The organism is Microcoleus sp. AT8-B5 (assembly GCF_036705565.1).
Classification (GTDB): domain Bacteria; phylum Cyanobacteriota; class Cyanobacteriia; order Cyanobacteriales; family Microcoleaceae; genus Microcoleus.
The window spans coordinates 17512-35296 of sequence record NZ_JAUBUY010000014.1; the positions used below are offsets into that span (position 1 = coordinate 17512).

Genomic DNA, 17785 nt, shown 5'->3' on the forward strand with positions numbered 1-17785 from the left:
CAGGGTTTATGCAAATAAACCCTGCCTTTTGTATGCTTAAATAAGTTGAGACACTCGCTAACCATATTTAAACCAGTGAACTTTCAATCAGTCATTGCCACCTTAAACAAATTCTGGAGCGATCGAGGATGCCTGATCGCCCAATCCTACGACACAGAAAAAGGTGCAGGAACCATGAATCCCCACACCTTTCTCAGAGCAATTGGCCCCGAACCTTGGTCAGTCGCCTACATCGAACCCTGTCGCCGCCCCACCGACGGACGCTACGGCGAAAATCCCAACCGCTTCCAACATTACTATCAATATCAAGTTTTAATTAAGCCCTCTCCTCCCAACATCCAAGACATCTATTTAGACTCCCTCAGAGCATTAGGAATTAGCCCAGAAGACCACGACATTCGTTTCGTAGAAGACAACTGGGAATCGCCCACCCTCGGAGCTTGGGGCGTGGGCTGGGAAGTCTGGCTCGACGGCATGGAAATCACCCAATTTACCTATTTTCAACAGTGCGGTAGCATTGACTGTCGCCCCGTATCCATTGAAATTACCTACGGACTAGAACGCCTCGCAATGTATCTCCAAGAAGTCGATGCCATGACGAAAATTCAGTGGAAAGATGGCATCACTTACGGCGACGTTCACCTGCAAGGAGAAATTGAACAGTGTACTTATAACTTTGAAGCTTCTAATCCCGAATTGCTGTTTACTCTATTTGGATTGTACGAGCAAGAAGCAGAACAATTGACAAAAAAAGGATTGGTTTTGCCGAGTCTTGATTATGTGTTAAAATGTTCTCACACTTTTAATTTGCTCGACGCTAGAGGTGTGATTTCGGTAACGGAAAGAACCCGCTACATCACCAAAATTCGCAATTTGGCGCGGCGAGTTGCTCAGCTTTATTTGGAACAGCGCGAAAAGCTGGGTTTTCCATTGGAAAAAGCTGTAAAAGTTTGAGCAGGAAGCATGGCACGACACGGATTCGGACACGGATACACGGATTAATTTAGCTGTTAGATCCCCGACTTGTTAAAGAAGTCGGGATCTGGGTATCCGGTTTTTTATATTTTTAATTAATTCAATGCGTAATTCTTCAGAAAATAATACAGAAACAAATCCTCAACTGCGAATTGACAGTGTTAGTTTAAAAACACCGATCGCCTCAAGTCATTTGTTGGAAAATATATCCTTTCAGGTACACAAGGGAGCTCGCGTGGCAATTGTTGGCCCTTCAGGTGCGGGGAAAACAACGCTGTTGCGACTGCTAAATCGACTCAGCACTCCCACCAGTGGCTCGATTTATCTGGAAAATACAGAATATCGCCAAATACCTGCGATCGAACTCCGCAAACAAATCACCCTCATCCTACAAGAATCCAAGCTTTTGGGAATGTCGGTGCGAGAAGCATTGGCTTATCCTTTAAAGCTGCGGGGCGTGACTTCATCAAACATTGCTGAGAGAATTAGCGGGGCGATCGAACAACTGCACATACCCCAAGAATGGCTAAATCGCACCGAATTCCAGCTTTCTACAGGCCAAAAACAGCTCGTGGCGATCGCCCGCGGCATCATCCTACAACCAAAAGTCTTGCTTTTAGATGAGCCAACATCCGCCCTCGACGCAGGAAAAGCTGCCCACCTTTTGCAAGTATTGACACAGCTAACAAACGGCAAAACCACTATTGTAATGGTAAACCATCAATTAGAATTAGCTGAGCAATTTAGCACGCGAATTCTGCATTTACAGCGCGGAAAGCTCATCGAAGATTTGCCCTCTCATCAAATTAATTGGGTGCAACTGCGGCAAAATTTAATTCAAGCTGAAGCTGAAGCCCAACAAGAATGGTGAACTCTGGTTGCGTAATTAATTTGGATGTTTTAACCGCAGAGGGCGCAGAGGGCGCAGAGAAAGAGAAGAGAGAAGTTTACAAATTGTTGAGGGTTGCTAGAGAGACAGTCAGATATTAGCTTTGGGAATTTTGTTTAAGGTTGGCTTTTGTGATTTGACGGTAAATTGTTACTGGGAAATTAAACCCATTTTTTGATAAATTGGCCGAACTAAGTTTTTTAAAGCTGGCAACTGTTTGGTAAAAATTATGGAGCCTACAACACAAATTATTCCTCCAATGATGACTGTATTGGGAGCGCCGATATAATTGGCAAATCCGCCGGCAACTAAATTCCCAAAGGGTGTCACTCCAAAAAATGCCATCGTGTATATGCTCATCACTCTTCCGCGTTTGTCGTCTTCTACAATTGTTTGCAAAAATGTGTTTCCTCCTGCAAATTGGATAATGAAACCAAACCCCACAAACAACATCATGATTAATGAGAGCCATAAGATGCGGGACAAGCCAAAACCTATCAGCCCAAATCCCATAATTGCCGGTGAAATCGCAATCAATTTGCCGAGGCCAACTATACTTTTGCGGGAAATCAAATAAATCGCGCCCGCGAAGGCGCCAACTCCCGAAGATGCCATCAAAAAGCCGAGGGTTTGTGCGTCGCCTTGCAGAATTTTGGTGGCAAAAATTGGGACTAATACTGTGTGGGACATTCCGGCAAAACTGACTAATGCTAATAGCAGTAAAATTGCTCTAATCGGGGGGAACCCGAAGGCATAAACGAATCCTTCTTTTAATCTTTGTAAGGGTTTGGTATTAGTTGCGGCAATTTTTCTGGGCTTGATTTGCATCGCTAATAAGCCTGCAATTACAGCGATGTAGCTGAGTCCGTCAATGAGAAAGCAATAACTTGCCCCGACTGTAGCTATCAGCAAACCTGCAATTGCTGGGCCGATTAATCTGGCTCCGTTGAACATGGAAGCGTTGAGGGCGATCGCATTTGCTAAATCTTCTTTCTTTTCTACAAGTTCCGGTACAAAAGCTTGCCGTGCCGGCGCGTCAAAGGCGTTAATTGCGCCTTGAAAGAAACTCAGTACCAGGATCTGCCAAATGTTAACGACTCCTGTTAGCGCTAAAAATGCTAGCGCTAAGGATTGAACCATTGCTAATATTTGAGTGGCAATTAGGACTCGGTGGCGGTTCCAGCGATCGATTAAAACTCCTGCAAAAGGCAGTAAAATTAATGTGGGGATTTGACTTGTAAATCCGACCACGCCGAGCATCCAAGGTGAATCGCTCAAATTGTAGACAAGCCAAATAGTAGCGACTTGCGTCATCCAACTGCCAATCAGTGAGAGGCCTTGTCCTGCAAAAAACAGGCGATAATTTCTCGATCTCAGCGCTGGAGGCAGTTTTATTGTTTTGATTTTTGCTAGTAGATTCATGCTGCAAGTACGGCCTTAGCAATCCTATTTGATTGGTAAACATTTTTTAGGGGTAGCGCCCCTAAGCCTACCCCTAATTAGCGAAGGGCAACTATCGGGGGACTGCCCCTAGACTCATTATTACGAATCATTGAGAATTGCGATATGAGCCGGAGGTTCTATTTTACAACTCCCGAAAACTGAGATGTTGCACCATTCTCAATAAGCTTTTGATGAACAGGCTTTCCGGCCTGTTCCACAAGAAAATTCACTCTTTGTGGAACAGGCCGAAAAGCCTATTAAGCGAGAATGGTGCAAGATGTGAGGAAAACCAAGATTTGAGTAGAGTTAAATTTTTCCACCCAGGAAAACGATCGCCACAGTTAAATTTTTATGTCGCGATCGCTTGACTAACGAGAAATTCCTTCCCTCAATTAATGCTCAACAGCCAAGTACCGAGGTAACGCAGCAAGGGAACATCCCCAGGGGTGCGGATGCGGACGTTGAAATGGTACATTCCGCCAGGGGATGGGTTTCTGACGTTGGAGAGTACAACCTCAACATTGTTGCCGGCGGCAATTGGTTCTGTGGGATAAATTTCTATGAATCGATTTTCTTTGTCCCAGATTACTTCTTGCAATTCTATTGTTTTGTTTCTGACGCGCACTTTAATGTCTTTTTGGTCAAATTCGCCTTTGTAGTAGTCTGGATAGGATATGTTGAGTTGGGCGATCGCCAAACTTACTTTGTTGGAAGGAATTCGCAGCCGATATCTATCGCCACTCATCCCGGCTGTACCGTAATCCAAGCGATAGTTTAATTGGTTGGCGCGTTCGGGGCCGCCGAAAATCGTGAATCCTGGCATGGACTGGGCTAAACTGATGGCGGGTAATCCAGCCACCAAGCAACCTGTAACTGCTAGTGCTGAAAATAATCGTCGCATAACAACTCCTCTAATTAAACTCTTGGTGAACCTTTAATATCGATCGCCCGAAATTTGCGATCGTGCCTACAATATATCGAATGTCTCAGCAATTTGATGAGGGCGAGCCGATTTTAGATTTTAGATTTTAGATTTTAGATTTACTCCCGTCTGCTTTGAGAATGAATCTGGGGGCTGGTTAGAACCCGACGCTTTTCTGTGCCTCCATCCTAAGTCTCCGAAACGCTGAATCTGGGAACCTCCGAACAAATTGCTCGATCGTCAATTATTTTTTGCGTATTTTTTGCGTAATACTGATAACTGACATTCTAACTACAGAATTAGGCGACATAAAATTGTATCATAATCTGTGGCTAACTTAACAATTTAGCGAATTTGAATGTATAAGATAAGTTAAAGATACGGGTCGAATTTGGGCGATCGGCTTTAGTATCAACGAGAGAAGTTTAGGGGAACGGCTGCTTCAATGTAAAGCAAGGCATCGGGCGATTAAAAATCGCACTTCAAGAAACCTGCAGAGGCAGGTTTTGTCTGTGTAGGCGCGGTTTCAACCGTCCTAGGAAGGCTTAAATAAGGAGAGTTCATGAAATTAGCGATCGCAAAAGAAATAGCAGCAGGGGAACGCCGGGTGGCTTTAGTACCCGACGCTGTAGCCCGATTAGTCAAACAGGGGGTCGAAGTTTGGGTTGAGGCGGGTGCCGGCGCACAATCCTTTTTCTCGGATCGTGCTTACGAAGAAGCGGGAGCTCAGGTTGTCGCCGATACCGCTAGGCTGTGGGGCGAAGCCGATATCGTCGTCAAAATCGGGGCCCTGCAAGAATCAGAAGTTCATCAACTCCGGGAAGGAGGCGTTTTCATCGGATTTTTGAATCCTCTGGGAGATCCGGCTTTAGTGCAGCGTTTAGCCGATCGCAAAGTAACGGCATTCAGCATGGAAATGATCCCGCGCACCAGCCGCGCTCAAAGCATGGATGCGCTGTCATCTCAGGGTAACGTCGCCGGTTACAAAGCGGTACTGATCGCAGCCGCCGCTTTGCCGAAATATTTCCCAATGCTGACAACGGCGGCGGGTACAATTCGCCCCGCGAAAGTATTGGTAATGGGTGTGGGCGTTGCTGGCTTGCAGGCGATCGCCACGGCGCGCCGTTTGGGTGCGGTAGTCGAAGCCTTCGACATCCGCCCGGAAACAAAAGAACAAGTGCAAAGTTTGGGCGCTAAATTCCTTGATGTCGAACTCAAGGAAGAAACCGTCGCCGCCGGAGGTTACGCTAAAGAATTATCAGAAGCGGCTAAAGAATACACCCGCCAAGTGCTCACCCAACACGTCAGCGCTTCCGATGCAGTGATTACAACCGCTCAAGTTCCCGGCAGAAAAGCACCTATTTTAGTTACTAGAGAAATGGTTTCTCAAATGAAGCCCGGATCGGTAATTGTTGACCTCGCGGGCGAACAAGGCGGCAATTGCGAATGCACGGAAGCGGGAAAAGATGTTGAATGGAACGGCGTTAATGTCATCGGCCCGATTAATGTGCCTTCGTCGATGCCTGTCCACGCTAGCGAAACTTACTCGAAGAATATCTCCTCTTTACTTCAGTTGATGCTGAAAGATAAGGAACTCAATTTGAATTTTGAAGACGATATCATTGCTGGTGCTTGTGTTGCCCGCGACGGTGAAATTAGCAACCAGCGAGTGCGGGATGCTTTGGCAGCTCAGGCATCAGCCGTTAGTTAGATTCTGTCGTTATGAGGCAAAGTCCGGCAAGGGTTGAAACCCCTGCCTCAAAGCTAAAGTCCTCTGAAGAGGACTGAAGAACTGATTAAATATCTCCCAAAAAGGCTTTTTTGAACAGGCTTTCCGGCCGGTTCCACAAGAATTATTGGAGATGTCTATTAGTCCTCTTAAGAGGACTTTTGCTATGAGTCAGGGAATTCATTCCCTGGCGGACTGGCGGACACAACCGGGAACGAGTTATAACCAATTACCAATTACCAATTACCAATTGTTATGGCAGAAGGATTGATTGCAGGTTTAGTGGTGTTTACTCTAGCATCGTTTGTGGGATTTGAAGTAATTAATAAAGTCCCGCCGACGCTGCACACACCTTTGATGTCGGGATCGAATGCGATTTCGGGAATTGCCGTTTTAGGCGCAATTCTGATTTCTGGCCAAGGTAATGTGACTGTTACTTCGATTTTGGGGACGATCGCGATCGCCCTAGCCACAATTAACGTTGTCGCAGGTTTCTTAGTAACCGATCGAATGCTGCAAATGTTCAAGAAAAAAGAGGTTAAAGCGTGAGCGATTTTCTGCCCAGTGGCATTCAACTAGGTTATTTAGTTGCCGCATGTTTGTTTATTATCGGTTTGAAACAGTTGGGTTCCCCTGCAACTGCGCGTCAAGGGAATGTGTTAGCTGCGATCGGGATGTTAATTGCGATCGTCGGTACTTTGCTGGAAAAGCAAGTCATCAGCTACGAATTGATTGCTGTCGGAATTATCATCGGTTCCATTTTGGGAACAATTATGGCGAAAACCGTCGCGATGACGGATATGCCGCAGATGGTGGGTTTGCTTAACGGTTTTGGGGGCGCGGCTTCTGCACTCGTTGCTGTGGGCGAATTCTGGCGCTATCTCAGCATCCCGCAATCGCCGACGCCAGACGCGACAATCACGATCCTTTTGGGTGTGTTGATTGGCGGAATTACTTTCACTGGTAGCCTTGTGGCGTTTGCGAAACTGCAAGAATTGCTGCCGGGTGCGCCGATGACGTTTCCGCTGCAACAGCCGTTTAATGCCATGCTGGCGATCGCACTTTTAGTCGGCAGCGGTTATATGCTGACGAATCCCGAAAATGTGCCGGTATTCCTGGGTTTGGTGGCGATTTCCAATATTCTGGGAATCATGTTTGTGCTACCCATTGGGGGTGGCGATATGCCGGTGGTGGTGTCGCTGCTTAACTCTTATTCGGGGATTGCTGCGAGTGTGGCTGGGTTCATTTTGATGAACAATATGCTGATTATCGCTGGTGCATTGGTGGGCGCGTCGGGGATTATTTTGACGCAAATCATGTGCAAGGGGATGAATCGATCGCTTTCTAGTGTGCTGTTTAGCGCCTTTGGTAGCGGTGGTGCTAGTGCTGGGGCTGCTGCTGGGGCTGCTGGTGGTGCGATCGACAAAACTGTTCGCAGCATCAATCTCGAAGAAAGTGCGATGATGTTGGGTTATGCGCGATCGGTTGTAATTATTCCGGGTTACGGGATGGCTGTAGCGCAAGCACAGCACGCCGTGCGCGAGTTAGCCGACGGTTTGGAAAAAATGGGTGTTGACGTGAAATACGCGATTCACCCGGTGGCTGGGCGGATGCCGGGGCACATGAATGTGCTCTTAGCGGAAGCAAACGTGCCTTATCCGCAGTTGTACGATATGGACGATATCAATCCGCAGTTTGAAGAAACGGATGTGGCGTTGGTGATTGGTGCGAATGATGTGGTGAATCCGGCGGCGCGTCACGATACGGCGAGCCCGATTTACGGGATGCCGATTTTGGAGGTTGATAAGGCCAAGCATACGATCGTGATTAAGCGCGGGATGAGTGCTGGTTTTTCCGGTGTAGACAATGAGTTGTTTTACAAGGATAAGACGATGATGTTGTTTGGTAGCGCTAAGGATGTGGTTGCCAAATTGGTTTCTGAGGTGAAGCAATTGTAGGATTTTTTAACCGCAGATGAACGCGAATTAACGCGGATGATTAAACCCGGTTTCTTGTAGAAACCGGGTTTTTGTTTTGGGTTTGTATAGATGCTAATACTTCTCTTTCTTTCAGTCTCTTAGAGAGGGAATTCGTGTGACAAGAAGCAATTTTAATCGCCGAATTTTATAAAAAGATACTGCTATATTGTCCGCCCTGCGAATTATCTCAGTGGGATAAATTCAATCCTATCTTGATATTCATTTTCAAAAGATGCTCCCGCAATTTCAATTAACTCGTCAATCACTTGGCCCATATCTGCATTCAAGCGGATTGTGAGAATTCCTAAAACGTGGCGACCTTGGGCTGTATGATCTGACAAATGAACTGGCATTGAACGTCGGTTATTAGTAACGAGGATAAAGTTATTCTCCTCGCACCAACACAAGATTTCTGGATCTTTCGTTCCTTTAGGCGGAACACCTTCATCGCCAACCATTAAAACGACGATATCGGATTGATGATACAAAAGCTGCACCCGATATTCAGGGTCTATATTTTCGTCTAACAGGTATTTAACAGTCATTAATGAACTTTATCCCGTTGTGTAGATATGTTTTTTTGTTCCTTAATTTGACGCATTTTTAAGACAAATGGTGATGGATTGCGATCGTACTCAGCTTCAGCTTTGAGGCTATATTCTAACCAATCTCCTACATATTTACCTACAGTTTTTGTATTTTCCAGATAGTAGAGAATCGTAGCATAAACTTGAGCCATAGTCACTGTCCGAAATTTTTGAGCTATGGCTTCTGGAGTTTGGCCGCGGTAAATGTATTCGTAGAGAATGTGTTCGATACCGACGCGGGTTCCTTTGATGCGGATATCTTCTGGTGTTAAGAATTCAAAGTAATCTTCTAATTGCATGATTTTCGCTCGTGTTCCATAAATTTACTATGCAGCAGATTCGGGAATTATGAAGGATCTGCTGTCTCAAAAAATAGTTCTCGCGCCTCGATCAGATTCCGTCGCGCTTCTTCTATATTGTCACCTTGGCTGGCAATATCAAGTTCTGGGCAAAGGGATACATATCCGTCGCCGTCTCGTTCAATAATTGCTGTCAACTGTTGTGTTGACTTCATACTTTGAAGTGGCGGACTGCCAAGCTCAAACAATTATAGTTTTACTTGAGATTATATCATATCTTTCGCTGTTCGGTGGAGACGGGCGATCGCCCTATACAATGCTAGCTTGGTTTAAATAGTCACGGGCGATCGGTGCTAGTCAAATATACCTGCGATCGGAGATTTTTTAAATATAATGAAATCCTAAAGAATTAATAGAACTGCAAAAATTGTACTAACCTTAAAGCTAAAGTCAATTAAATTAAAAAATTTTCAACTATGTCAGATCAACCTTTTAATATCCGCCAACTAAATGGCCTAGATTATGACGAAGCAGAACCACTCCTGGAAGATTATCAGGAAACGCTAATCGAGCTATTTGTCAATTCTCCCGAAGGAGAAGAATACTGTAAAACTTATCCAGACGTGGGATTTTGGATCTCGCAGTTCATTTATTACGGTTTCGGCTATGAAGGTTTTACGCTGCCTCGCATGAAAGTGGAAGATGTGGCAACTGTAGTCGAAGAGTTGTTTCCCAGGAAAGTGAGTTTGCTTTCGCCGGAAGAAGGTGAAAATGCTATCCCGGAATTATTGGCGTTCTGGCAATTTTTGAAGCGAGAATTTAAACTGCGAAATGCCACTTCAATTATCAAATACCTGCGGGATATCGAGCCGGAATTTAAGGAGATTATGGAAGATTCCTCTAAATTTGGATTTGCCAAATCCTTTGTAACGATCGGTCATCAAGCAGGGTTTGATATAAGTACAAGGGAAGGTCTAACACAATTTCAGGAGATATATAATGCTAGCATTGCTCCTCTAATTGCAGCTAAAAACTCCGATACATCGGGATTTTCCAGCCAACCGATAAGTGATAGTGCTGTCAATGAATCTAAAGCAAGTAAAGAAAAACAAAAAAAAGCAAAAAATACGGCGGCTGAATCGAGAAAACGCAACCGCACTAAGAAAAAATGAGGTTTAGCAAGTATCTATCCTCACTTCACTCTTCTTCTGATTCTTCTCAGCATCTTGTTAGCTTCTTCCCTCCCGCGAAACTTCCAAACTAATAAATAACACATCAAACAAAACCCGAAGATTCCTAACACGATCGCACTTTCTTCCGGTGAGTGGGTAGTTCTATCGAACTTCCCACTCTTCGGACTTGCTTGGATGTTGTTAGTTCGATCGACCGTTCGTTCGCCCGCTTGCAAGTTAAAATTGTGTTGTTCAATCGCATTACTATTTTTCCATCTGCGATCTATTTCTCGAAATGACTGCGGTGGCCCGCAGCTTGTTAAGGATAATCCAATAAGGATAAAAATTAAGAAATAACAGCGACATTTCATGATTTTTACCTTTCGGTCAGCGAAAAAGAGAATAAATCCATATAGGGCTTACTGACTCCGACAAAGAAACCGGGTTTTTACCTAATCTGTCGGTAGCCACGAAGTATTTTCCTAAAAAACCCGGTTTCTGGGCCCCTATCTCCAGGACTATTCTATCTACTATAATAGCATTAAACGAATTCAGGAAACATTTCCAAACTAAACCAGGAAACTGATTCAATGCCATCTATATCTTTTGATGCTTACCTCAAGTCGATTCAAAATAACCTGCAAAAAGGTAGCGAGCGCAGCCATTATCCAGCGCTGAAAAATTTGCTGGATGACTCAGACAATGACATTGATGCCGTCATTGAAGAAAAAGGCAACAAGGCAGGGATTCCAGACTTTACCGTGAGGCGGCGGGAACTACTGGTGGGTTATGTAGAAGCCAAAGACGTTGGGCTAGACCTGGATCAGATAGAAAAATCGGAGCAATTGCAGCGGTATATAGAAGCGTTTCCGAATCTAGTATTGACCAATTATTTAGAGTTTCGTTGGTATGTGAATGGGAAGCGCAGGCAGAAGGAAATTTTAGCAGATCGTAATGAGAATAAGCTGCAAGTAAGGGCTACAGAAAAGATTGTGGCTCTGCTAGATCAGTTTATCAACTATAAATGCGAGACAGGCGAGAATATCAGCAGTCCTGAAGACCTGGCGCGACAGATGGCGAGGTTGACAAAGGCAATCCGGTTAGCAACAACAACTGCGCTGGAGGGAGAAAGGAAAGACGGTGAATTGCATCAACTAAAACAGGGCTTTAGTGAGGTGTTGTTGCCCGATTTGAATGATGCTGACTTTGCTGATATGTATGCTCAGACGATTTCTTATGGGTTATTTGCGGCAAGAGTTGGTCATGCTCAAAATCCAGGGGGTGAACCGTTTACTCGGCGCACGGCTGGCACGTATATTCCGGCAACAAACCCATTTTTGAAGCGATTGTTTAATACGATCGTCGAAACGGATGCAGTCAGTCAGATCGATTGGGCGATCGACGATTTGGTGCAATTGCTGTCTCAAGTTAATATGGGCAGCATTCTCGAAAACTTTGGGCAGCGCACTCGGCAAGAAGACCCGGTGGTGCATTTTTACGAAACGTTTTTGGCGGCGTATAATGCGGCTTTGCGAAAGAGTCGAGGCGTTTATTACACACCGGAACCTGTGGTGTCGTTTATTGTGCGATCAGTTGATGCCATTCTCAAAGACCGCTTCGATTTGCCATTAGGATTAGCTGATAATGCCAAAGATCCAGTAACACAAAAGCCGAAAGTGCAAATTCTCGACCCTGCCACGGGTACGGGTACGTTTTTGTATGAAGTGGTAAAGCAAATTTATCGCAATCTAGAAGAAATTGGCATGGCGAATCAGTGGGATAGCTATGTGCGAGACAATTTGCTGAATCGGTTGTTTGGCTTTGAGTTATTGATGGCTCCCTATGCCATTGCCCACCTCAAGCTAGGGCTAGAACTTCAAGAGCTTGGTTACAAATTTAAGGGCAAACAACGATTAGGCATTTACCTCACCAATACGCTAGATGAGGCAATGAAAAAGTCAGAGATTTTGTTTGGTCAGTTTGTCGCACAAGAAGCAAATGAAGCTTCGACGGTAAAACGAGATACACCTGTGATGGTTGTGTTGGGCAATCCGCCCTATTCAGGACATTCCGCAAATAAAAGCGAGTGGATCGCTGGTTTAGTTCGCGATTACTACTACGTGAACGGTTTACCGCTAGGAGAACAAAATCCTAAGTATTTGCAAGATGATTATGTAAAATTCATTCGGTTTGGGCAGTGGCGAGTCAGCGAAACTGGTTATGGCGTTTTAGCGTTCATTACCAATCATGGTTATCTGGATAATCCAACATTTCGAGGGATGCGTCAGAATTTGATGCAAACCTTTACCGATATCTACATCTTAGATTTACACGGCAATTTTAAGAAAAAAGAAATTTCTCCAGATGGTTCTCCAGATCAAAACGTCTTTGATATTCAGCAGGGTGTGAGTATTGGAATTTTTATTAAAGAGCCTGGAAAGACAGGTGCAGCTAATGTTCATCATGCTGAGCTTTGGGGAGATCGAGCGACTAAATATCAGATTTTGAATCAAAGTTGTATTGACGATGTTGATTGGAAAGCGATCGCACCTCAATTACCGTTTTATTTATTCTGTCCTCAAAACACCGACTCACTAGCAGAATATAATACAGGCTGGAAAATTACCGAAATTATGCCAGTTCACTCAACAGGGGTCAAAAGTCATCGAGATCATTTCGTATTTGATTTTGATTTATCAGAACTCCGCACGCGAATAGATAAATTTAGAGACTTAAGCATTTCAGATCAAGAAATTAGCAAGACCTATGAAATTCAAGATACGAGAGATTGGAAATTAAGCCAAAGACGACGATCGCTCAAATCAAACCCTGATTGGGAAAACTATTTTACACAATGCTTATATCGCCCATTTGACTGGAGAGCTTACTACCATCATGAAGATGTAGTCGAATTACCTAGAAACGAAGTGATGCGAAATTTACTACAAAGAAAAAACTTAGGAATTATAACATCTCGCAATGTTGAAGTTGAAAGAATTTTTGACCAAGTTTTATGTACCTCAAACATAATTAATAATCATACGCTTTGCCTTAAAGAGGCTAATTATCTTTTTCCTCTCTATCTTTATCCTGATACTGATAGCCAACAAGCTTCTCTCTTTGCAAGCAATACAATTGAAACAAATCTATCTCAGAAGTTTGTTGATACGATTCAAAAAAAACTTGGCTACATTCCCACACCAGAAGCCATCTTTTACTACATCTACGCCATCTTCCATAGCCCCACCTATCGCCAACGCTACGCCGAGTTTCTCAAAATCGACTTTCCCCGTGTGCCTTTGACCAGCAACGACCAGCTATTTAAAGACTTGGGTGCAAAAGGTCAGGCATTGGTAGACCTGCACCTGATGAAATCGAAAAAGCTTAATAAGCTGATTACTAAAATGAGTGGCGATGGTGACAATGCCGTTACCGAAGTTACCTATAAACCCGCTGAACAGCGAGTTTATATCAACAAAACCCGCTATTTTGAAGGCATCGCCCCCGAAGTTTGGGAGTTTAAAATTGGCGGTTATCAGGTGTTGGACAAATGGCTGAAAGACCGTAAGAAAGCCAAACGCACTTTATCCTTTGATGATGTACTGCACTATCAAAAGGTGGTAGTTGCGCTCAAAGAAACCATGCAACTGATGGTAGAAATCGATCAACTGATTCCGGGTTTTCCCATAGAGTAAGATTCAGGACTTACTGACTCCGACAAAGAAACCGGGTTTTTACCTAATCTGTCGGTAGCAACGCGTCTTTTCGTAAAAAACCCGGTTTCTGGCCTGGTGTGCGATGATCGGAAATCAACCCATTTACACTTACAACACTCAACTCATCCAATCAGTCGTTGTCGAAATTCTTTAACTGCTGCGAGGGAATTCGGATATCGAACATATTCTGCCAACAATTCTATATCTAAATTAGGCAGGATTTCACTGCGACTGATTTGCTCATAACCGCAGGTTTGGACAAATTGAACTGGAATTTCTTCTCGCAGGTAGTAGAGGCTAAAATTTTCATTTTGCCAAAACCAAACTTCTTTAACATTTAACCGTCTGTAAACTTCCAATTTATTCAGGCCACCACTGGTAACAACAACCTCAATTGCTAAATCGGGAAATTCTTTGTCTGTACCAATGCAGTAAGCTTCATCAGGTTCCGTCCCGCCTCTTTTTTCCTCTTGCCGTAGGCTGGTAGAACCAAATGGAAAATAGTCTATATCTGCTTCTAAAAAGTAAATGAGTAAAAGGTCTCCAATGCGAGTTTTTCTGTTTTCATGGCGGCGGGAAGGTGACATAATTTCTAAGACTCCATCTAAATACGTGACTCGATATGCGGAAGTATCCCCACTTCTGGTGAGTAATGTTTCATATTGTTCCCAGTTGACGCGATCGGTAATATAGCGACATTCGGAATCTTGGCGTTGGAGTGCTTGTTGGTCAAGTAGAGCATTGAGATCGCTTGTCAACATACTATTACCTCCTTTAGGTTGTCTTGATTGTAATGAGAGTTAATGCGATCGTGATGAATACTATATAATAATTTAAATATTATCAGATATTGTGGACTCCGACAAAGAAACCGGGTTTCGACTTCGCTCAACCACCAGGAGTTTTTATCGAATCTCTGAACAGCAACAAAGTATTTTCGTAAAAAACCCGGTTTCTGGGCCGCCATGCGTAAGTCCTTATAATTAAATCCCCAATTGCTCCCAAGATTAGGTAAAATTATTGGCGTGTCTGAGGATAAACTATATGCGTTTGGTTAAATATATTGCGATCGCCATTATCAATGGTTTCGGTGTCGTCATCGGGATTATCTGGGTAGCAGTCCCCACAACAGTGGCTCAACCTTCCCTAAACTACCAACTCGCACTCTCTGGGCGACAGCCAGACGGGGAAACTCCGCAATCCCTTTCCGAGCTCTACAAATTGCGCGATCGCCTGAAAGTACAATTAGATAACCTTGCCAAAAATCCCGACAGCGCTTCGTTTCCTGCAGAACTTTGGAAATCAGCAATCCACCGTCAGCAATCTCAAACTCTGACGCAGCAACTCCAAAACGTTCAAAGTCAGATTCAAATAGAAGAAACAGCCAAATATAATTGGGACGAGGCTGCTAAATTTGCCGCCCAAGCAGTCTTAATTGGACGCACTTCTAATCCTTCTTCTGCTACTTGGGAACAGTCGCAACGCCTGTGGCAAATTGCTATCAATACGCTGCGACTCATTCCTCACGATTCTTTTTTGGCCGATCGGGCGATCGATAAAACCATCGAATACCAAGGAAACCTCAGTGTCGCAACCTATGAAATGCAAGTCGCACGTTCGGTAGAGAAAATTAGAACCGAGGAAGAAGAGATAAGAGAGCGAGCCCGACAAGAGCAAGAGAAAAAAGAATTTGCTCGTCGAGAAATAGAGAGAAAAGAGCAAGAGAAAAAAGACCGGGCTAGAAAAGAGATTGAAAGGCAAGAGTTTGAAAAGCAAGAATTAGCCCGTAAAGAACTTGAAAGGCAAGAATTAGCCCGTAAAGAACTTGAAAGGCAAGAATTTGAAAGGCAAGAATTAGCCCGTAAAGAACTGGAAAGGCAAGAATTTGAAAGGCAAGAGTTAGCCCGTAAAGAACTTGAAAGGCAAGAATTAGCCAGACAAGAATTAGCTAGACAAGAACTTGAAAGGCAAGAATTAGCCAGACAAGAATTAGCTAGACAAGAACTTGAAAGACAAGAACTTGAAAAGCAAGAGTTAGCTAGACAAGAACTTGAAAGGCAAGAATTAGCCAGACAAGAATTAGCCCGACAAGAACTGGAAAGACAAGAGTTAGAGAGAAATCAGCAAGCAACTCCTCAACCAACTCCTGAATCAACTGCAACACCAACCCCCACCCCAGTTACACCCGCCGCGTCCCCGTCGAACTTTTTCTTTGCGGGAGATACCAACAGAGATGGCCAAATTAACCAGCAAGACGAAGCTGGAAAAGAACAATGGTCTTTGTCCAGTGGTGCGCTAATTTCATTTAACGATCGCAATAACGATCGCGGCAAGATACCGACTTGGAAACAAACCAAAGTTATGGTTCCCCGCCGTGCAGCAATGCTTTCTCAAGTTAACTTAAACCTGTCTGAAAGCTTCAAAACCTCTCAGTTATTTATCACTGCTGATAGCATTGCTAGCCCTCACATCAGCGTTTTCCAGAAGACGGGGGACGGCTGGCAACCTGTAGATATATCCGGTGCTAAACCTCTAGTTTTCAGCACCAATATTGTTTTAGGTGTCGAAGCAAAACAATTTGCCGATCGCAATTGGAACGGCACTGTTAATCTCAAAGCAACTGCCCAAAACAACGGTCAAGAAATCGCCTCCACAACAATCCAAATGGGCGTTAGTCCTTGGATGATAGCGCCCAATACAGCACCAGTAACCGAAGTTCAGGTCAGCGACAGAGGCGCGGTAAACAGCGAATTTATCTCCCAACTCAAACAAGCAGTAGAACCCACGGGCGCTAAGGTAAAAATTATCCAGGGCGATCGCACTTGGATGCAAGATACCCAGAAAAACGGCTACGTTCAACTCCCCGAAAAATCGGAGATCCGCCAGTTTAATGTAGCCCTAAAAAGCAATAGCGAGCCAGAGAAAAACCCGCCTGTTAAATCAACTCAAGACCGGGATTTGAAAGTAGTTAAAATTGGCAATCCTCGTTCTTTAGACCCTGTAAGTCAGTGGTCTGACGGATACGGCAATTTGCAGGTGACACCGCCGATTCCCGGACACCCAATGGGTCGAGTTTATTACGGGAATTCGGGAAATGCTAGTTTTAATCCAGAGGTACTTGATTTTATTCAAGCTCAGAGAATTCAAGGGCCGCCAGTGGATATTGATACTTCTTGGCTTTTGACTCGCCAAGTCGATGAAATTATCAATTTTATTCCCACTCAAACTCCCGGACAATATGTAATGGCGATCGCCAGTCCCGAAGCCGGAGTTAAGCTGTTGGAAGAATTGGAGGGAAGAGGTTACGGCGATGTGGCGATCAATCGTGGTTTGAGCACTCAAACAACTGTCAGCGCCGCCTTGAAAAACCGTGCTTTAATTCAACACAATCTCTATTTGCAAAATCAGAAACTTAATCCGATTATAGAGAAGTTGAAAAGAGAGTTTTTACTCGGAGACGACCAAATTGTTCAAGTTCCAGTGATGTTTGGCTACAGCGGTTATGCTTGGTGGCCGAATATGGTCAATTCGGTGCCAGTTAACGGCAAGTTGTTAGTTTCAAATCCGCGCGGGCCAATGATTGACGGTGTAGATTACACTCAGGAAAGATTGCGCCAACTGCTGCTTCCTGCTGGGGTCAGCGTTAGTTTTCTGGATGATAGGTATTATCAAGAATTGAAAGGAAACGTGCAGTCGGCGACGAATACTGTGAGGAAGCCAGAAGAGCGGCCTTTTTGGCAGTCTTTGCCTAATAATTACTAATTGGGAATCGGGAATGGGGAATCGGGAATCGGGAATCGTGAATCAGGAATTTGTAGGGGCGGGTTCACCAACAATACTCGCCTGTAACTGACAATCTCGTAAACCCGCCCCCACCCAACAGTAAATCTAATTGGGAATCGGGAATGGGGAATCGGGAATCGCGAATCAGGAATTTGTAGGGGCGGGTTCACCAACAATACTCGCCTGTAACGAACAATCTCGTAAACCCGCCCCCACCCAACAGTAAATCTCAATATACCTCCTAAACCCGCCTCCCTAGTACCATTTTTATGAACAGGCAAGATGCCTGTT

16 protein-coding genes are annotated in these 17785 nt (G+C 44.4%); 8 read left to right on the forward strand and 8 right to left on the reverse strand.

What is annotated here, in order from left to right; genetic code table 11:
* Positions 1-75: 75 nt before the first annotated feature.
* Together glyQ and QUB39_RS11885 are read left to right on the forward strand one after the other, a co-directional pair.
* Positions 76-954, forward strand: a complete 879-nt coding sequence (gene glyQ, locus QUB39_RS11880) for a glycine--tRNA ligase subunit alpha (RefSeq protein WP_190660228.1) — start codon at positions 76-78, stop codon at positions 952-954.
* 124 nt (positions 955-1078) lie between these two features.
* Positions 1079-1846, forward strand: a complete 768-nt coding sequence (locus QUB39_RS11885) for an ATP-binding cassette domain-containing protein (protein ID WP_333051635.1) — start codon at positions 1079-1081, stop codon at positions 1844-1846.
* Positions 1847-2014: 168 nt separating this feature from the next.
* Here the strand turns inward: QUB39_RS11885 and QUB39_RS11890 are convergent, their stop codons facing one another.
* Both QUB39_RS11890 and QUB39_RS11895 read right to left on the reverse strand, forming a co-directional pair.
* On the reverse strand, positions 2015-3286 hold the full coding sequence (locus tag QUB39_RS11890) for an MFS transporter (protein WP_333209908.1): 1272 nt from the start codon (positions 3284-3286) through the stop codon (positions 2015-2017).
* A gap of 409 nt (positions 3287-3695) precedes the next feature.
* Entirely contained in the window at positions 3696-4208 is a 513-nt protein-coding gene (locus QUB39_RS11895; RefSeq protein WP_333051640.1) for a DUF2808 domain-containing protein, read from the reverse strand.
* A gap of 583 nt (positions 4209-4791) precedes the next feature.
* On the opposite strand from QUB39_RS11895, the gene QUB39_RS11900 reads away from it, so the two are divergent.
* The 3 genes from QUB39_RS11900 to QUB39_RS11910 all read left to right on the forward strand — a co-directional run bounded on the left by QUB39_RS11900 (position 4792) and on the right by QUB39_RS11910 (position 7916).
* Positions 4792-5940: a Re/Si-specific NAD(P)(+) transhydrogenase subunit alpha gene (locus QUB39_RS11900; protein WP_333051643.1), complete on the forward strand. Its 1149-nt coding sequence runs from the start codon at positions 4792-4794 to the stop codon at positions 5938-5940.
* 273 nt (positions 5941-6213) lie between these two features.
* On the forward strand, positions 6214-6507 hold the full coding sequence (locus QUB39_RS11905) for an NAD(P) transhydrogenase subunit alpha (RefSeq protein ID WP_106150865.1): 294 nt from the start codon (positions 6214-6216) through the stop codon (positions 6505-6507).
* Positions 6504-7916 carry an NAD(P)(+) transhydrogenase (Re/Si-specific) subunit beta gene (locus tag QUB39_RS11910; RefSeq protein WP_333209905.1) on the forward strand — a complete coding sequence of 471 codons (1413 nt, stop codon included), beginning with the start codon at positions 6504-6506 and terminating at the stop codon, positions 7914-7916. Before QUB39_RS11905 ends, QUB39_RS11910 begins: the two co-directional genes overlap by 4 nt.
* A 203-nt stretch (positions 7917-8119) precedes the next feature.
* Here QUB39_RS11910 and QUB39_RS11915 read toward each other — a convergent pair whose 3' ends face one another.
* The 3 genes from QUB39_RS11915 to QUB39_RS11925 are packed head-to-tail and all read right to left on the reverse strand — an operon-like array spanning position 8120 to position 9038.
* Positions 8120-8482 (reverse strand): DUF5615 family PIN-like protein, encoded by a 363-nt coding sequence (locus QUB39_RS11915; protein WP_332947362.1) that lies wholly within the window; start codon positions 8480-8482, stop codon positions 8120-8122.
* Positions 8482-8823, reverse strand: coding sequence for a DUF433 domain-containing protein (locus tag QUB39_RS11920; RefSeq protein ID WP_333209903.1), 342 nt, complete (start codon positions 8821-8823; stop codon positions 8482-8484). Before QUB39_RS11920 ends, QUB39_RS11915 begins: the two co-directional genes overlap by 1 nt.
* Positions 8824-8870: 47 nt before the next feature.
* The gene (locus tag QUB39_RS11925) at positions 8871-9038 is read right to left on the reverse strand and encodes a type II toxin-antitoxin system HicB family antitoxin (RefSeq protein WP_333209901.1); all 168 of its coding nucleotides are present in this window, start codon (positions 9036-9038) and stop codon (positions 8871-8873) included.
* Between the two features lie 261 nt (positions 9039-9299).
* On the opposite strand from QUB39_RS11925, the gene QUB39_RS11930 reads away from it, so the two are divergent.
* A complete protein-coding gene (locus QUB39_RS11930; RefSeq protein WP_333051657.1) occupies positions 9300-9995 on the forward strand; it encodes a hypothetical protein in 696 nt (231 codons plus the stop codon).
* 20 nt (positions 9996-10015) lie between these two features.
* Here QUB39_RS11930 and QUB39_RS11935 read toward each other — a convergent pair whose 3' ends face one another.
* Entirely contained in the window at positions 10016-10366 is a 351-nt protein-coding gene (locus QUB39_RS11935; protein WP_333209899.1) for a hypothetical protein, read from the reverse strand.
* A gap of 219 nt (positions 10367-10585) precedes the next feature.
* Here QUB39_RS11935 and QUB39_RS11940 point away from each other — a divergent pair, with 219 nt between their 5' ends.
* A complete protein-coding gene (locus QUB39_RS11940; protein ID WP_333209896.1) occupies positions 10586-13690 on the forward strand; it encodes a type ISP restriction/modification enzyme in 3105 nt (1034 codons plus the stop codon).
* 143 nt (positions 13691-13833) lie between these two features.
* On the opposite strand, the gene QUB39_RS11945 is transcribed toward QUB39_RS11940, so the two are convergent.
* A complete protein-coding gene (locus QUB39_RS11945; RefSeq protein WP_333051665.1) occupies positions 13834-14472 on the reverse strand; it encodes a Uma2 family endonuclease in 639 nt (212 codons plus the stop codon).
* A 283-nt stretch (positions 14473-14755) separates the two neighbouring features.
* Here QUB39_RS11945 and QUB39_RS11950 point away from each other — a divergent pair, with 283 nt between their 5' ends.
* Positions 14756-17473, forward strand: coding sequence for a protein-arginine deiminase family protein (locus QUB39_RS11950; RefSeq protein ID WP_333209894.1), 2718 nt, complete (start codon positions 14756-14758; stop codon positions 17471-17473).
* Here QUB39_RS11950 and QUB39_RS11955 read toward each other — a convergent pair.
* The coding region (locus QUB39_RS11955; RefSeq protein WP_333209892.1) for a hypothetical protein at positions 17470-17785 on the reverse strand (316 nt) is incomplete at its 5' end. The genes QUB39_RS11950 and QUB39_RS11955 overlap by 4 nt on opposite strands.

Bases quoted from the DNA above. Each gene is read 5' to 3' on its own strand.
- QUB39_RS11885 (WP_333051635.1), top strand. From the start codon at position 1,079: ATGCGTAATTCTTCAGAAAATAATACAGAAACAAATCCTCAACTGCGA.
- QUB39_RS11890 (WP_333209908.1), bottom strand. From the start codon at position 3,286: ATGAATCTACTAGCAAAAATCAAAACAATAAAACTGCCTCCAGCGCTG.
- QUB39_RS11895 (WP_333051640.1), bottom strand. From the start codon at position 4,208: ATGCGACGATTATTTTCAGCACTAGCAGTTACAGGTTGCTTGGTGGCT.
- QUB39_RS11900 (WP_333051643.1), top strand. From the start codon at position 4,792: ATGAAATTAGCGATCGCAAAAGAAATAGCAGCAGGGGAACGCCGGGTG.
- QUB39_RS11905 (WP_106150865.1), top strand. From the start codon at position 6,214: ATGGCAGAAGGATTGATTGCAGGTTTAGTGGTGTTTACTCTAGCATCG.
- QUB39_RS11915 (WP_332947362.1), bottom strand. From the start codon at position 8,482: ATGACTGTTAAATACCTGTTAGACGAAAATATAGACCCTGAATATCGG.
- QUB39_RS11920 (WP_333209903.1), bottom strand. From the start codon at position 8,823: ATGCAATTAGAAGATTACTTTGAATTCTTAACACCAGAAGATATCCGC.
- QUB39_RS11925 (WP_333209901.1), bottom strand. From the start codon at position 9,038: ATGAAGTCAACACAACAGTTGACAGCAATTATTGAACGAGACGGCGAC.
- QUB39_RS11930 (WP_333051657.1), top strand. From the start codon at position 9,300: ATGTCAGATCAACCTTTTAATATCCGCCAACTAAATGGCCTAGATTAT.
- QUB39_RS11935 (WP_333209899.1), bottom strand. From the start codon at position 10,366: ATGAAATGTCGCTGTTATTTCTTAATTTTTATCCTTATTGGATTATCC.
- QUB39_RS11940 (WP_333209896.1), top strand. From the start codon at position 10,586: ATGCCATCTATATCTTTTGATGCTTACCTCAAGTCGATTCAAAATAAC.
- QUB39_RS11945 (WP_333051665.1), bottom strand. From the start codon at position 14,472: ATGTTGACAAGCGATCTCAATGCTCTACTTGACCAACAAGCACTCCAA.
- QUB39_RS11950 (WP_333209894.1), top strand. From the start codon at position 14,756: ATGCGTTTGGTTAAATATATTGCGATCGCCATTATCAATGGTTTCGGT.